At 33.6% G+C, this 14,436-nt stretch carries 15 protein-coding genes and 1 tRNA gene; 8 read left to right on the forward strand and 8 right to left on the reverse strand.

Annotated elements, in window-relative coordinates; genetic code table 11:
- Window positions 1-50 precede the first annotated feature (50 nt).
- From HRU50_RS02735 to HRU50_RS02770, 8 genes are all read left to right on the forward strand, one after another.
- Window positions 51-656 (forward strand): alpha-ketoglutarate-dependent dioxygenase AlkB, encoded by a 606-nt coding sequence (locus tag HRU50_RS02735; RefSeq protein ID WP_296347908.1) that lies wholly within the window; start codon window positions 51-53, stop codon window positions 654-656.
- A 376-nt stretch (window positions 657-1,032) separates the two neighbouring features.
- Entirely contained in the window at window positions 1,033-1,962 is a 930-nt protein-coding gene (locus tag HRU50_RS02740; RefSeq protein ID WP_296347911.1) for an alpha/beta hydrolase, read from the forward strand.
- Between the two features lie 298 nt (window positions 1,963-2,260).
- Window positions 2,261-3,121 (forward strand): SPFH domain-containing protein, encoded by an 861-nt coding sequence (locus HRU50_RS02745; RefSeq protein ID WP_296347923.1) that lies wholly within the window; start codon window positions 2,261-2,263, stop codon window positions 3,119-3,121.
- Between the two features lie 12 nt (window positions 3,122-3,133).
- Complete coding sequence (locus HRU50_RS02750) at window positions 3,134-3,292, forward strand: DUF4177 domain-containing protein (RefSeq protein ID WP_296347924.1); 159 nt, start codon at window positions 3,134-3,136, stop codon at window positions 3,290-3,292.
- 2 nt (window positions 3,293-3,294) lie between these two features.
- Entirely contained in the window at window positions 3,295-3,801 is a 507-nt protein-coding gene (locus tag HRU50_RS02755; RefSeq protein ID WP_296347926.1) for a DUF1648 domain-containing protein, read from the forward strand.
- 8 nt (window positions 3,802-3,809) lie between these two features.
- A complete protein-coding gene (locus HRU50_RS02760; RefSeq protein ID WP_296347928.1) occupies window positions 3,810-3,986 on the forward strand; it encodes an Arc family DNA binding domain-containing protein in 177 nt (58 codons plus the stop codon).
- A gap of 63 nt (window positions 3,987-4,049) precedes the next feature.
- The gene (locus HRU50_RS02765) at window positions 4,050-5,357 is read left to right on the forward strand and encodes a DUF819 family protein (protein ID WP_296347930.1); all 1,308 of its coding nucleotides are present in this window, start codon (window positions 4,050-4,052) and stop codon (window positions 5,355-5,357) included.
- Between the two features lie 22 nt (window positions 5,358-5,379).
- Window positions 5,380-6,090, forward strand: coding sequence for a DUF4369 domain-containing protein (locus tag HRU50_RS02770; protein WP_296347932.1), 711 nt, complete (start codon window positions 5,380-5,382; stop codon window positions 6,088-6,090).
- Between the two features lie 66 nt (window positions 6,091-6,156).
- Here the strand turns inward: HRU50_RS02770 and HRU50_RS02775 are convergent.
- The 8 genes from HRU50_RS02775 to HRU50_RS02810 form a co-directional block, all read right to left on the reverse strand.
- Window positions 6,157-6,230 (reverse strand) — tRNA-Thr (locus tag HRU50_RS02775).
- 48 nt (window positions 6,231-6,278) lie between these two features.
- Window positions 6,279-6,548: a hypothetical protein gene (locus tag HRU50_RS02780; protein ID WP_296347935.1), complete on the reverse strand. Its 270-nt coding sequence runs from the start codon at window positions 6,546-6,548 to the stop codon at window positions 6,279-6,281.
- Between the two features lie 71 nt (window positions 6,549-6,619).
- Window positions 6,620-7,591 carry a type I phosphomannose isomerase catalytic subunit gene (locus HRU50_RS02785; protein ID WP_296347937.1) on the reverse strand — a complete coding sequence of 324 codons (972 nt, stop codon included), beginning with the start codon at window positions 7,589-7,591 and terminating at the stop codon, window positions 6,620-6,622.
- Window positions 7,592-7,598: 7 nt separating this feature from the next.
- A complete protein-coding gene (locus HRU50_RS02790) occupies window positions 7,599-8,009 on the reverse strand; it encodes a 6-carboxytetrahydropterin synthase (RefSeq protein ID WP_296347939.1) in 411 nt (136 codons plus the stop codon).
- Entirely contained in the window at window positions 8,009-8,533 is a 525-nt protein-coding gene (gene idi, locus HRU50_RS02795; protein ID WP_296347942.1) for an isopentenyl-diphosphate Delta-isomerase, read from the reverse strand. Before idi ends, HRU50_RS02790 begins: the two co-directional genes overlap by 1 nt.
- 105 nt (window positions 8,534-8,638) lie before the next feature.
- On the reverse strand, window positions 8,639-10,618 hold the full coding sequence (locus HRU50_RS02800; RefSeq protein ID WP_296347943.1) for an OmpA family protein: 1,980 nt from the start codon (window positions 10,616-10,618) through the stop codon (window positions 8,639-8,641).
- Window positions 10,619-10,629: 11 nt separating this feature from the next.
- Window positions 10,630-11,556, reverse strand: a complete 927-nt coding sequence (locus HRU50_RS02805) for a type IX secretion system membrane protein PorP/SprF (RefSeq protein WP_296347945.1) — start codon at window positions 11,554-11,556, stop codon at window positions 10,630-10,632.
- A gap of 34 nt (window positions 11,557-11,590) precedes the next feature.
- The coding region (locus HRU50_RS02810; protein WP_296347947.1) for a gliding motility-associated C-terminal domain-containing protein at window positions 11,591-14,436 on the reverse strand (2,846 nt) is incomplete at its 5' end.

Below are 14,436 nucleotides of genomic sequence, written 5' to 3' on the forward strand. Positions count from 1 at the left end.
AACCATTTGCTTCATTTATACTGATACACTAATTTAGATAAAAAAAATCTATGGAGTTGTTTTCACAAGAGAAAGAGCAATTTGTTCTCCCTAATGCTGAATTAATATATGTTTCAAACTTCTTTTCGAAACAAGAGTCAGATGGTTTTTTTAATACCATCAACCACCAAACAAATTGGCATCATGATGACATTAAAGTTTTTGGTAAAACTTATAAGCAACCAAGGCTCACAGCGCTTTTTGGAGATAATCAACAACCTTATAGTTATTCTAACATTACAATGTATCCGGAGCCATTCACGACAACTTTAAAAACAATAAAAAATAAAGTTGAAGTATATGCCAAACACCATTTTAATACACTACTAATTAATCTTTATAGAGATGGTAATGATAGTAACGGTTGGCATGCGGATAACGAAAAAGAACTAGGGCAAAATCCTGTTATTGCTTCCGTTAGTTTTGGCGAAGAACGACCATTTCATTTTAAACACCGCAGTATAAAAGAAGAGCGTTATAAAATTAATTTATCTCATGGAAGCTTATTACTAATGAAAGGAGAAATGCAACATTTTTGGTTACATCAAATTGCTAAAACAAAAAAGAAAGTTGAGCCTAGGATTAATCTAACGTTTAGAACTTTAATACACTCATAAAAACAAAAAACTGGGTTCCCTCAAACCCAGTTTTCGTTATTTGCTTTTTCTATGTGATAGATTTAGGGTCTCTAACTCAACACAACATAATGCAAATATTAATTAATTAATCCATTGAACTAAAAACTACATTTTAGTACAAGTCAAATATAATATTAGATTCTATTTTATCCGTTTAAAAACACTATTAATCGATGAAATACATCGTATTTTAACATTTAGCAGTGAAAAAACGCATTTCGTCGATGGTTTTGTGAAATATTAACATATGATACCTTCTTAATACCTATACGAAATCCATATTTTTTCTGTTTAAGAATTAATAGTTTCTGTAAATATCAACTACATTTATGTTTAGGATAATTAAATACAAATCATGAAAAATTTTCTATCAATCTTAATAGTATTGTTTACAATACATATTGCTGTAGCTCAAGAAATGACATATAAAGAAACTGAAGTCTCTGTTTCTAAACATATAGATGGCACACTATTAATTCCCAATGACATCGAAAAGCCAATTCTTGTAATCATTATTGCAGGATCTGGACCAACAGATAGAAATGGAAATCAAAACTTTATGAAAAACGATGCTTTAAAAAAATTGGCCGAAAGTTTAACTGCCAAAAGCATTGCGACATTTAGATACGACAAACGTATTATTAAACAAATACTGAATCGAGATATTGACAAAGATCTTCTCTTTGATGATTTTGTGAGCGACGCAAAAGCTGTAGTCACCTATTTTACAGAATCAGAAAAATTTTCAAAAATTTATATAGCTGGTCATAGTCAAGGAAGTTTAGTAGGTATGCTAGCTTCAGAAAAGGATGTAGACGGATTTATTTCACTCGCTGGTGCAGGTCAAAACATTGGTGACGTCATTGTTGAGCAAGTCGCTAAGATGTCTCCACAACTTGGTGAAGAAGCACAGAAAGTTGTAAATAAATTAAAGTCTGGAGAAAAGACAACAGATTTTCCACAAGCTTTAGCTAGTGTTTTTAATGCAGATATTCAAGATTTTATGATAAATTGGATGTCATATGAGCCTACAGAAATTATCCATGAATTAAAAATTCCAATACTCATTATCAATGGCACTAAAGATCTTCAAGTTTCAGAGAATGAGGCAAATTTACTAAAAGAGGCAAACGAGAATGCTCAATTAAATATCATTGAAAATATGAATCATGTCCTTTTTGAGATTGTTGGGGGTGATTTAGAGAACTCAAAATCTTATAATGAATCTTCTAGAGAAATATCAGCATTACTCATTGAAAACATCGTAAACTTCGTGAAAAAGTAACCCATCTATCGTACAATTTACTTAAACTAAAAAAGCATCTCTAAGAGATGCTTTTTTACTAACTAACCAACCAAAATGTAATGTCGCGATTTTGTAGTAAGTGTTACGTTTGTAACTCTCGCTGTATCCATTACACTTACTTGGTATCAAACCGCGTGCCAAACTTCTTTTTTTGAAAAAAATATAAAAAGTGTAACAAAACATTTCATTTGTCTACTAATGAAATAAATTATATCTTTATGATATCATTTTAATATCATATAGAATTCAAATGATTAACCTATTAAATTTTTAAATTATGAAAGAAGAGAAAATCATCGTTCCGGCAAATGGCTACTTTATGCTATTAATATTTTTAGTATTGTTCTTTGGCAGTATTGCGACAATCATAATGTATCAAACACCAACACCGGCAATTGTAATATTCTTATCATTAGTAATGGCTTTCGGATTTGTAATGGTTCAACCAAATGGATCAAGGGTTTTACTATTATTTGGCAAGTATGTAGGCACCATAAAAAAGAACGGTTTCTATTGGGTAAACCCATTTTATACAAAAAAGAAAATTTCTCTTAGAGCGAGTAACTTTGATAGTGAACGTCTTAAAGTAAATGATAAGTTAGGAAACCCAGTAATGATAAGTACCATTTTAGTATGGCGTGTACAAGACACTTATAAAGCTGCTTTTGACGTAGACAATTATGAAAACTTTGTTCGTGTGCAAACTGACGCTGCTGTACGTAAACTAGCCAGCATGTATCCTTATGATAATTTTGCTGATGAAGGCCATGATGAAGACATAACACTTCGATCTAGCGTTAATGAAGTAAGTGAAGCCTTAGAAAAAGAAATAGATGAGCGTTTATCTATTGCTGGCATCGAAGTATTAGAGGCTAGAATAGGTTACCTAGCTTATGCTCAAGAAATCGCAAATGCCATGTTAAAGCGTCAACAAGCTACCGCAATTGTAGCAGCAAGACATAAAATTGTTGAAGGTGCAGTTAGTATGGTAGAAATGGCAATTGAAGAACTTAACAAAAACCAAATTGTAGATTTAGATGAAGAGCGCAAAGCTGCCATGGTTAGTAATCTTATGGTAGTACTTTGTGGTGATAAAGAAGCTTCACCAGTAGTTAATACAGGAACCTTAAGTCATTAAAATTTAAATATTATGAAAGAATATAAAGTAGTAGAGTTCAAACTTGGTTTTAGAAATAGATCCCAAAGGTTCGAAGATTTATTAAATCAACATGCTCGAGAAGGTTGGCGAATGGTACAAATACCTTATGGTTGGTCTTCAGTTATTCTAGAGCGTGAAAAAAATAGGTAGTTATGTTCCACTCCAATAGACCGATCCATAAAGTCCCTTTTACACCTTTTGATATTATTATAGAATGTTGTTCAATTGGCTTACTAGTGTACATCTGGGTTCATTTTGCAATGGTATTTGGTGAGCTTCCAGAAACAGTTCCTTCTCATTTTAATAGTGCTGGACAACCTGATAGTTATAGCGGAAAGAACTTTTTATTCTTTCTTCCGATACTCGCAACAGGACTCTATATCTTAATGTTTGTATTAACAAAATATCCGCATCAGCACAATTATATGGTTAATATAACTGAAAAAAATGCACCACAACAATATCGTTTTTCAGTAACCGTCTTACGTGTTGTTAATCTTCTTTGCACCATAATGTTTGCATACATCAACTATCAAATACTGTTAGGAGCAAAGACAAATGAAACAGATTTAGGAATGGGATTTGTTATTACGATAATTGGTGCTAGTATTTTACTGCCAATAGTAATATTGATTTATCAGAAAAGAATGATTAAATAGAACGACATATGGCAAAGAAAAAAGCATTCGCATTACGTCTTAATGAAGACATGTTAAAAGCTATTGAAAAATGGGCAGCTGACGAATTTCGCAGTACCAACGGTCAAATAGAATGGATGCTTATGCAAAAGCTTAAAGCGCATAAAAGAGAACCCAAAAACAAAACAGATACTAACAAAAAGTGATCCTAACAGATCACTTTTTTAATGCACATTATTTTGGTATTTTGCGCCTTCAATTTATCAATTATGGACTCTACTCCTTTCTTTACACAAGACACAATTGTTTTCGGACTATTAATGTTAATGCTAGGATTTGTATTCTACACGTCTTCTAGTGAATATAGAATTTGGAAAAAATTCTACAAATACATCCCAGCCTTATTAATGGCATATATGATGCCAGCAGCTTTAACTACTTTCGGATTAATAGCACCCGAATGGGAAACGGTTGAGACCTCAGGTGAAGTGGTAAAACATAAATCTCAGGTGTACTTTATTGCGAGTAGATTTATGCTTCCAGCAGCACTTGTTTTAATGACCATAAGTGTAGATTTAAAGGCTGTATTTAATTTAGGTTGGAAAGCTCTAGCCATGTTTGGTACCGGTACCTTAGGCATCATAATTGGTGGTCCAATAGCAGTATTTTTAATTTCTTTAATCTCACCAGAAACCGTTGGTGGAGCTGGACCTGATGCGGTATGGAGAGGACTTTCCACACTTGCAGGTAGTTGGATTGGTGGTGGCGCTAATCAGGCTGCAATGTTAGAAATATATGAATACAACACAGATAATTATGCTGGTATGGTTATCGTAGATATTGTAGTTGCTAATATTTGGATGGCTATATTATTACTTGGTATTGGTAAACAAAAGAAAATTGATAAATGGCTAAAGGCAGATAATACGGCCATAGAATCTTTGAAAGAAAAGGTGTCTAGTTATGCCGCAAGTATTTCACGAAATCCTACACTAACAGACTTTATGGTGATTCTTGGCGTTGCATTTACAGTTGTTGGTGTCTCTCACTTTGGTGCAAATGTAATTTCAGAATTTCTTAAGGCAAATATTGAGGCTGTAAGTGATAAGAAATCGGCATGGTCTTCATTTGGCTCTCAATTCTTTTGGATGATATCTATTGCTACACTCTTAGGTATTATTCTGTCATTTACTAAAGTGAAAAAATATGAAGGTGCTGGGGCAAGTAAAATTGGTAGTGTTTTTATCTACATTTTAGTAGCATCAATAGGTATGAAAATGGATCTTACAAAGATTGTAGACAATCCAGGATTAATTGTAGTAGGCTTAATCTGGATGGCTATACATGTAGGTCTTTTGTTTTTAGTAGCTAAATTAATCAGAGCACCATATTTCTTTTTAGCAGTTGGTAGCAAGGCAAATATTGGGGGTGCAGCATCAGCACCTGTTGTTGCCGCAGCTTTTCATCCTTCATTAGCTACAGTGGGAGTTTTACTAGCAGTATTTGGCTATGTCGTTGGAACTTATGGCGCAATGCTTACGGCAGAACTCATGCGAATAGTAGCACCTTTAACCTAACTAATAATATTATAATCATAACATGACAAAAACATCAAAACTTTTAAGCTTAATAGCAATTATCTTATTAAATGTTTCTTGTGGAAAGGATAAGGACACCAACTTTACACTTAATGCAAGCATAAAAGGATTAAAAAAAGGCATCGTTTATTTACAAAAAAATGGTGACTCTACAGATATCATAGACTTAGACTCTATGATCATTACTGGTCAGCCAGACTTTAGCCTTAGAACAAATATTGAAGAACCGTTATTATTATACCTAAAACTTCACAAAAACGATAATGAAGAACACTACATTCCGTTTTTTGCAGATAAAGGCGAAATGACTTTACATACAACTTTAAAGAACTTTAATTTTGACGCAGAAATTAGTGGTTCAAAGCAACAAGCCTTATTAGATGAGTATCTTGAAATTATGGGGAAATACAATGATAAAAATCTAGATATCATTGAAGCCTCATTATTAGCCCAAAAAGAAAATGATAGTATTGCGGTTGATTCTTTAACAAAAGTTTCAGAGACTTTATTAAAACGAAAATACTCTTTCACCATTCAGTTTGCATTAAATCATAAGGACAGCGAAATTGCACCTTACCTAGCACTTTATGAAATCCCTTCAGCTAATCCAAGATATATAGATTCGGTTTATAACGGCCTAGATACTAATATTAAGAAATCATTTTACGGAATAAAGCTGAGAGAATATATTGAAAATAGACCTATAAGATAATACCGAATGCTGAATATTAAAAACAAAAAGTCCAATCAAAACGATTGGACTTTTTTTATTCTTTTGAGCCGATAGAGGGACTCGAACCCACGACCTGCTGATTACAAATCAGCTGCTCTAGCCAGCTGAGCTATATCGGCAAAAGATGGGCGCAAATTTAAACTTGAAATTTAAATCTGCAAATACTTTTAACTTAATTTATTAATACGTTCTATTAAAGCTTTTCCTTTTGCTTCAAGATCTGTATTAATAGCTTTAAAATGTGCCTTTCTATCCTCTACGCTTCTATCATTTACACGCGTAATTAACTCATCAAAAGAAGCGATGGCATCGTCAATAATAGCTTCACTTTCAGTTGAAGGTTTTTGAGCATTCTCTAGTTCCCAGTAATAAACTGCTTCAATAATATCACCAAAAACGTAATTAATATCTTTTTTTAAGTCTCTTTTATTTGCCATAATTTACTTATAATTTGTGATACAAAGGTAATGATTACAATACTAAATCCTCACTTTAGCCAACTGAAGTTTTACACATAAACTTCAAGAAGCTTAGCATAATTTGTATTAATATTAAACGCATCTACTGAAGCAGGTATTAAAATTGTTTCACCTTTAGAAATTGTATCTTTAGAATTCTCAGTTGTGACTTCAATTTCACCGTCAACACACATATAAATCAAGAATGAATCATATGTATTTTTGATACTTCTTGATGTATCTAATTCAAGGAAATTTGTTGTAAAAAATGGACAACTTACCATTTCATTAGAGATGTTTTGCTCTGTATCATATTCAACTCTAAAATCATCTTCCATTTCAAAGTTAAATGCGTCAATAGCAATATCATTATGCAGTTCTCTTGAGTTACCTTCTGCATCTACTCTATCCCAATCATATACTCTATAAGTCACATCGCTAGTTTGCTGAATTTCTGCCAATAAAACTCCTGCACCTATTGCATGTACTCTACCTGCTTCAATAAAATAGGTATCGCCTTCTTTTACTTTATCAAAATTTAATATTTGCGTTAAGGTTTTATCTTCTAGATGCTTTAGATATGTTTCCTTGTCCATTTTTTGATTAAATCCAACAATTAGATTTGCATCTTCATCTGCCTGCATCACGTACCACATTTCTGTTTTACCAAAAGAATTGTGTCGTTCTTTAGCAAGTTTATCATCTGGATGTAGTTGTATACTTAAATCTTGTTTAGCATCAATAAATTTGATGAGTAAAGGAAAATCGTTACCGAATCTGCTGTAATTCTTCTTACCTAATAAATCAGCTTTATAAGAATCTAGTAATTCTTGCAAGGTTTTATCTTTAAGAGCTCCATTTGAAACTACAGACACATCATTTGGCACTGTACTTATTTCCCAACTTTCTCCTAAGATTTTTGATTTTGATGCTTTATTAAATTGTTTAATAAGTTTCTCTCCTCCCCAGATTTTGTCCTTTAATATAGGCTGAAACTTTAATGGATGTAAAGATTCTTTCATGAAATAATTATTCTCCAGAGTAAGTTACAAAATTACGTGGAGTTTCGTACAAAGTTATTTCTAAATGAAATTCTGGATCTATTTTGGCTTTTATCTTATTGTAGATTACCACTGAAATATTTTCTGCGGTTGGATTCATTTCTTTAAACTCAGGTACTTCAATATTAAGATTCTTATGATCGAATGCATCTTCAACTTCTGATTTAATGATATCCTTTAAAACCTTTGCGTCAATCACATAACCTGTTTCTGGATCAACCTCACCAGTAACACTGGCAATCAATTCATAATTGTGACCGTGAAAATGAGGATTATTACATAAACCAAATACTTCTTCATTTTTCTCAAAACTCCAGTCTCTTCTATATAATCTGTGCGCAGCGTTAAAGTGTGCTTTTCTATGTACAGTAACTTTCATTATTTATTCACATTTATGAATTCGTAAAACTTCTCGAATATGATTTTAAACCAAGCCGTGTAATTCTCTGGATGTTGAGCTATATCAAGCTTTACTGCTTCTAAATTCATCCATTTCCAGTCAGCAACTTCTTCTTTATTTATAATTGGTTCATCATTATAATAACCAATCATAATATGATCGTACTCATGCTCTGTAAGACCATTACTAAACGGCGCCTTATAAATAAATGATGTTGATTCTTCTAACTCTGTTACAAAACCCATTTCTTCCTCAAGACGTCTTTTGCCAGCTTCTAAATTACTTTCACCATCACGTTGATGACTACAACATGTATTAGTCCATAAACCTGGCGAGTGATACTTGTGCATCGCTCGTTGCTGCAACATTAATTCATTTCTGTTATTAAAAATAAATACAGAAAATGCTCTGTGCAAAACAGCCTTTTCATGAGCTTCCATCTTTGGCATTAAGCCAATTTGATTATCGTATTCGTCAACGAGAATAACTTGTTCTTCTATCATGTAAGCAAAATTAAGTTGTTAAAATTTAAAAAAAGTAAAGGAATTCATAAAAAAAAGCCGCTTAAAATATTAAGCGGCTCTTTTTACTTCAAGTTTTATGACTTATTATTCCTTATCATCACATGTCTTACCGTTGATACTTGTAACAATAAACTCACTTCGTCTATTTAACTGATGTTCTTCTTCTGTACAACTAGATTCATTTGTTGGCTCACAGCCACAATCATTAACCAATTGAGACTCACCATATCCTTTGGCTGTTAAGCGCTCTTTAGCAATGCCATTATCAATAAGATATTGACGCGTAGACTGTGCTCTATTTTCAGAAAGTCTTTCATTATAGGCCATTGGTGCTCTACAATCTGTATGCGAACGAATATCTATAGTCATAGTTGGATACTTGTTTAATACAGCTATAACTTTTTGTAGTTCTATTTCAGCATCATATCTAATATCGTACTTATCTAAATCAAAATAGATAGTTGGTATATCTAATAACTTCGCTAAATCATCACAAGGTGATAATTCTTGTTCATCCTTCTCTAATAATAACTGTAAAGTAAGCTCTTGACTCTTCTTTGGTGTAGTAAAGCGTTTTTCATCAGAAGTATATGTTTCTTTCTCACCTCTAATTAAATACTCCATCTCGCAATCTAACTCAAACTTAAAAGCCGCATCTTCTCCAACAGTCATACGATTAAGTTCGTTACCTTCACCATCGTATAAAATGACTGTGGCATTAGGTATTAAATCACTAGTCTTTTTGTCAACCACTGTACCTGCTACCAATTGCTCACATTCTGGAATAACAAATGTGTAGATATCATCGCTACCTTTTCCACCTTCACGATTAGAACTAAAAAAAGCACGTTTTGTAACAAGGTTTTCATAGTATCCGAAGTCATCAAACTGACTATTTACAGGCATCCCAACATTTTCAATTGGAAAGTTTTTATTGTTACCAGATGCTACTTTTTTGTCTAATTCTTCAGATTTGTATACATCATATCCTCCTAAACCAGGATAACCATTAGATGCAAAATATAAGTCGCCATTAGTATTTACAAATGGAAAAGACTCTTGTCCTTCTGTGTTTATTGCAGGTCCAAGATTTTCTGGTTGTGCTAAAGTTCCGTCATCATTAACATCTACAACATAAATATCTGATTGGCCAAAGGATCCTGGCATATCAGAAACAAAGTATAATCTATTACCTTCTAGATTTAAAGCTGGATGCGTAACACTATACTCTTCACTATTAAAATGTATTTTATGAATTTCGTCCCAAGTTCCGTCTTCACTTTTTGTAGCTCTATACAACTGAAGTCTATTAACTCCATCTTCATCCTCTTTATACTTTAAATTAAAGAAGTTATTTCTTGTAAAGAACATATATTGTCCATTTGGTGAAAATACTGCACTAGACTCATGAAACTTAGTATTTACCTTACCTTGTATTTCTGTAACCTCTCCAAATCCACTTTCAGTTTTTTCAACTGAATAAATATCTAAATAAGGTTCTTCGTTCCATCTATATTTTCTTCCACCACCTCGTGCAGATGAAAATACAATAGAGTTTTCATACTCTGTAGTCCCAAAATCTGAGACTTCAGTATTGAAATCTAAATTTTCAACTTCGATATCGTCTCTACTTAATTCTTCTATTGACGCTTTATAATCCGTTTTAGATAAAAAGGCTTTACCTCTGGTGTCTTTTGGATTAAGTTCATTGAACTTTTTCATCCATTTATCAGATTCCTCATATTCACCAATTCCTTTTAAAGACATGGCATATCTAAAATAATATTCAGGATCTATGACATCGCTCATTGTCATTAATTCAGCATACCATTTTGATGCATTTTCCATATCATTTCTGAAATAAAACGAGTTCCCCAATTTTTGAAAAAGATCAGATGATTTAAATCCTTTATTGGCTACTTCGAGAAGGACTTCACTGGTTTTTACATAAGCAAAATCTTTATAGTCATTTTCAACACTTTTGATTTTTCCATTTTGTGCAAGTATTGGAAGAGATAGTAATCCAATTAACACTATACTTATATATCTCACTGTTTTTTTCATACTATTATATATTAGAAGAATCTTGGTGATAAAATTCTACCTAGTCGTTTTACTTCAAATCTTAATGTTAGTTCATGCGATCCACCATTATAATTATTTAAGCCAGTGGTTGTAACATCATATCCATATCCTATGAACATTCCTGGTGTTACTTGAAATCCTACTAAAGCACTCATTGAGTCATCCCAGCGCCAAGCGACACCCACTGTTAGTTTCTTTTGAAACCATAAGTTAGCAGAAACGTCAGCAATTAAAGGTGCTCCTGAAACCCCTTTTAATAAAAATGCTGGTTTAAATTCAGTTGTTTCACTTACATTAAAAACGTAACCGCCTATTAAATAGAAATGTTGACTCTCAGTAGCTATTGACTCTTGGAAATCATCATAATGATCTGTTTGTAAAATATTTGGAACTGATAGTCCTAAATACCACTTTCTAGTGTGCATGTATAAACCTGCCCCAATTGTTGGTGATATAAGATTTAAGTTATTATTAAAAACTCTATCCGGATTTCTGAAACGCCCTTTACTCCAATCTGTATCTAACATATGAAATCCTCCTCTTGCTCCAAACGACAATTTTAAATCATTAGCGTTTAATGGAATGGTATACGAAAAATTTGCATCAACCGATGTTTCTCTTGCTGGTCCAAGAGCATCACTCACAATATTTAAACCTAACCCAATACGCTCATTTCTTAGTGGCGAATGGATTCCTAAAGTTTGTGTTTGTGGTGCACCATCTATACCAACCCATTGAGATCTATGCAGTCCTACTACACTAAGTGTTTCTCTCTGACCTGCATATGCAGGGTTCACACTCAGAGTATTGTACATATAATGTGTATACTGAGGGTCTTGCTGTGCAAAACTATTAGCACTCATTAGTGTAAATACTAAAACTACTAATCCTTTTATTATCGATGATTTATGTATCATTTTAATGTATTTTATAATTAAGTGTTAATTAGTCTTATCTATTAATGTATAACCATCCAACTCTAGGCTCTGAACCATCTTTTAGATCTAACACATAGTAATATGTTCCGTCTGGTAAATGGTCTGAACCATTAATTACAGCTCTACCATTAGATGTTCCTGACCAATCATTTAAATAGCCTTTTGTTTTATAAACGATGTTACCCCATCTATTATAAATTTCTAATGTGTTATTTGGGAATCTTTCTATACAATCAATCAAGAATGTTTCATTAACACCATCACCATTTGGCGAGAATTCATTCCAAATCGTTAAACAAATAGGATCTACTGAAGCATCGTCTTCGTTATCACTTGTATTTATATCATCACCACCATTAGCATTGGCAACAAAGGCTGTATTTAGATAGTCACCGAAACCAAGAACTTCAACTGTTATCTGAAGTATTTCTACTTGATCAGGGTTTAATTGACCAACTATCCATTCACCGTCAAACTCAGAATAAGTACCAGTTGTTGTTATTGCCGAAACAAACACATATCCATCTGGTATTACTTCACTTATAATAACATCTGTTGCAGTCACATTACCAACATTAGCAACTTCAATTGTAAAGGTTACTTCGTCTCCTACTACTGGTGTTAATTCATCAACAACTTTAGTTACCTCTAAATCGAAAATTGAATTTAATTCTGTTACTGTCGGATCATCAGGATTACCATCACCGTTTGGATCTTCCTCTTCATCATCATTAGGATCATCACTAGTATCTACTATGTCATCTGAAGGATCGGTTGGATCACCAAATGGTGCTTCTGAACTTACCGTAGCGGAATTCGTTACAAATCCAATATCTAAATCCTCTTGAGTAATTACGTATGTCGCCGTAAATGTAGTACTATCAACCTGACTTGGTGCAAGAGAGGCAATAGGTCCTCCTACCAAGTTTAAGCCTGGTAATAAATCCTCAACTACTATATTCGTTAAAGTAACATTTCCTGTATTCTCTACTGTAAATACATAGGTTAAAACATCTCCTAAACTTCCTTCAATTCCGTCACCATTAGTATCCGCTAACGGTAATGCCGTTTTAATAAGACTTATTGAAGGTACTTGAATGATTTCAGTATCTGTTGGATCATCTGTTACCGTTGTAGGATCCGTCGGATCATCACTGTCATCACTTAATATTACACCGAGTGGACTTGTTGCTCCAGCCACAGCTTGGTTTGTAACTATACCAGCGTCAATATCAGCCTGTGTTAAAGCATATGTTGCTTCAAAAATTACAGTATCAGAACCAACTATCATATCTGGTAAATCAGCATCACCATCTATGTCACCGCCACCACCTAAGTAGTTTGGTGTAGGTAAAGTACCTGTACCTGTAAAGTCAGCAGCATCTTCAGTTACACTTACATCAAAGACTGTAGTGTTACCAGTATTTGTAATGGTATAAGTATATGTAATGATATCACCTACTGTTGCAATACCATCAGCCCCTAAATCTAAACTACTGGTTTTATCAACAACGATGCTAGGATCTTGAGGGATAATAGTATCTGTAGGATCATCATCACTTGTAGTATCTGATGGATCATCACTATTATCATCAATAGTAACATCTAGCGGGCTAGTTGCAACTGCTAAAGCTTGATTCGTTACAATTCCCGCATCAATATCAGCTTGGGTAATTGCATATGTTGCTGTATACACTATTGTACCTAAACCTACTATCATGTCTTCTAAATCAGCTTCTCCATCTTCATCGCTACCACCACTTACATATGTTGGTGCTGGTAATACACCTGTCCCTGTGAAGTTAGCTGCATCTTCAGTTACACTTACATCAAAGACTGTAGTATTACCAGTATTGGTAATTGTATATGTATAAGTAATGATATCACCTACTGTTGCTATACCATCAGTTCCTAAGTCCAAACTACTTATCTTTTCTATTGCAATACTTGGCTCTTGTGGGATTGTTGTAACTGTAGGGTCATCGTCACTAGTTGTATCCGATGGATCATCACTAATATCGTTAACTGCATCACCAAGAGGTCCTGTACCATCTGTTAGTGCTTGATTAGTTACAAAACCACTATCAATATCTGCTTGAGTAATCGCATAAGTAGCAGTATAAACTATTGTCTCAGCACCGACAATCATATCTTCAAGATCTGCTTCACCATCTAGGTCAGCACCACCACTAAGATATGTTGGTACAGGTAATGTCCCAGTTCCTGTAAAGTTTACTGCATTTTCAGTCACACTAACATCAAAGACTGTCACATTTCCTGTATTGGTAACAGTATAGGTATAAGTTATAATATCACCTACCGTTGCAATATTATCTGAGCCTAAATCTAAACTACTTGTTTTTTCTATTGCCAACATTGGATCTTGTGGAATATCGATAACAGTTGGGTCATCTTCTGTATTACCATCATTGTCATCACCATCATCACTAGTTTCAGTTACACTAGTTCCTGAAGGACTATCACCTGTAGTAGTCGCACTATTCGTTACATTACCTGCATCGACATCTGCTTGTGTTATGATATAAGTTGCTGTTACAGTTCCAATTTCTCCAGGTGCTAATGAAGATGGACTAATCGCTAGACCTGCAGATCCAGTTAACGCATCGTCAATAACAATATTACTCATTGTTACATTACCTGTATTTTCAACAGTAAATGTATATGTTAACTCGTCACCTAAACTTGGGGTTCCAACAGGTGTAAGATCATTACTAATTACAACTGTTTTTGTTAACTCTAATTCTGGCATCTCTGGAATATCAGTATCCGTTGGATCGTCTTCTGTATTGCCATCACTGTCATCACCATCATCACTCGTGTCATCAACATTGGTGTCCG

This window comes from Winogradskyella sp. (genome assembly GCF_013213835.1).
In the GTDB taxonomy this organism is placed as follows: domain Bacteria; phylum Bacteroidota; class Bacteroidia; order Flavobacteriales; family Flavobacteriaceae; genus Winogradskyella.

Excerpts from the sequence above, each read along its gene's own strand:
- HRU50_RS02735 (WP_296347908.1), top strand. The coding sequence starts at position 51 with ATGGAGTTGTTTTCACAAGAGAAAGAGCAATTTGTTCTCCCTAATGCT.
- HRU50_RS02740 (WP_296347911.1), top strand. The coding sequence starts at position 1,033 with ATGAAAAATTTTCTATCAATCTTAATAGTATTGTTTACAATACATATT.
- HRU50_RS02745 (WP_296347923.1), top strand. The coding sequence starts at position 2,261 with ATGAAAGAAGAGAAAATCATCGTTCCGGCAAATGGCTACTTTATGCTA.
- HRU50_RS02750 (WP_296347924.1), top strand. The coding sequence starts at position 3,134 with ATGAAAGAATATAAAGTAGTAGAGTTCAAACTTGGTTTTAGAAATAGA.
- HRU50_RS02755 (WP_296347926.1), top strand. The coding sequence starts at position 3,295 with ATGTTCCACTCCAATAGACCGATCCATAAAGTCCCTTTTACACCTTTT.
- HRU50_RS02760 (WP_296347928.1), top strand. The coding sequence starts at position 3,810 with ATGGCAAAGAAAAAAGCATTCGCATTACGTCTTAATGAAGACATGTTA.
- HRU50_RS02765 (WP_296347930.1), top strand. The coding sequence starts at position 4,050 with ATGGACTCTACTCCTTTCTTTACACAAGACACAATTGTTTTCGGACTA.
- HRU50_RS02770 (WP_296347932.1), top strand. The coding sequence starts at position 5,380 with ATGACAAAAACATCAAAACTTTTAAGCTTAATAGCAATTATCTTATTA.
- HRU50_RS02780 (WP_296347935.1), bottom strand. The coding sequence starts at position 6,548 with ATGGCAAATAAAAGAGACTTAAAAAAAGATATTAATTACGTTTTTGGT.
- HRU50_RS02785 (WP_296347937.1), bottom strand. The coding sequence starts at position 7,591 with ATGAAAGAATCTTTACATCCATTAAAGTTTCAGCCTATATTAAAGGAC.
- HRU50_RS02790 (WP_296347939.1), bottom strand. The coding sequence starts at position 8,009 with ATGAAAGTTACTGTACATAGAAAAGCACACTTTAACGCTGCGCACAGA.
- idi (WP_296347942.1), bottom strand. The coding sequence starts at position 8,533 with ATGATAGAAGAACAAGTTATTCTCGTTGACGAATACGATAATCAAATT.
- HRU50_RS02800 (WP_296347943.1), bottom strand. The coding sequence starts at position 10,618 with ATGAAAAAAACAGTGAGATATATAAGTATAGTGTTAATTGGATTACTA.
- HRU50_RS02805 (WP_296347945.1), bottom strand. The coding sequence starts at position 11,556 with ATGATACATAAATCATCGATAATAAAAGGATTAGTAGTTTTAGTATTT.